This is a genomic window from Rhizobium sp. 18055, from assembly GCF_902706285.1.
Taxonomy (GTDB): Bacteria; Pseudomonadota; Alphaproteobacteria; order Rhizobiales; family Rhizobiaceae; genus Rhizobium.
This window is the reverse complement of sequence record NZ_CACSKD010000416.1, coordinates 1-404: the sequence shown is the minus strand read 5'-3', so window position 1 is coordinate 404 and position 404 is coordinate 1. Positions and strand designations below refer to the sequence as shown.

At 38.9% G+C, this 404-nt stretch carries 2 protein-coding genes; both read left to right on the top strand.

What is annotated here, in order from left to right; translation table 11 throughout:
* On the top strand, positions 1–212 hold a 212-nt coding region (locus GVL52_RS29785; protein ID WP_160012786.1), incomplete at its 5' end, for a DUF5962 family protein.
* A gap of 13 nt (positions 213–225) precedes the next feature.
* Positions 226–404, top strand: a 179-nt coding sequence (locus GVL52_RS32500) for a DUF5966 family protein (protein ID WP_368735343.1), incomplete at its 3' end; no start/stop codon positions are given.

Below are 404 nucleotides of genomic sequence, written 5' to 3'. Positions count from 1 at the left end.
AACCTTTAAAGGAACAGTATGAAGATGAGACCTTTGATTACAGTTTTTCAAGGCGTGAAATTACTGGACAGCTGGAACTCATCATCACAAGTCGTGAGAATGATTTTCCTAGCTTAGATGAGGTGACAAAGACGGAATACCTTGATTTGGTTGCCCAACTAGATGATTTAGACAAGAGACAGGCTGACTACTATCGCAAGCAATTAGCCTAGAAAGAGGTGTAAGATGTTGGAGCAAATTCTACAAAGCCTTTTGATTATCGCAGCAATAGGACTGATGTTGTTTGTCCTATATCGGATTGTGAAAGTTTCAGCTGCTTTGTTTCTTATCGGACTCATCAGTGGATTAGTCTTTATAGAAATCTATGGAATCTACCTCTTCTTTACTGAGAGATACCTCTATAC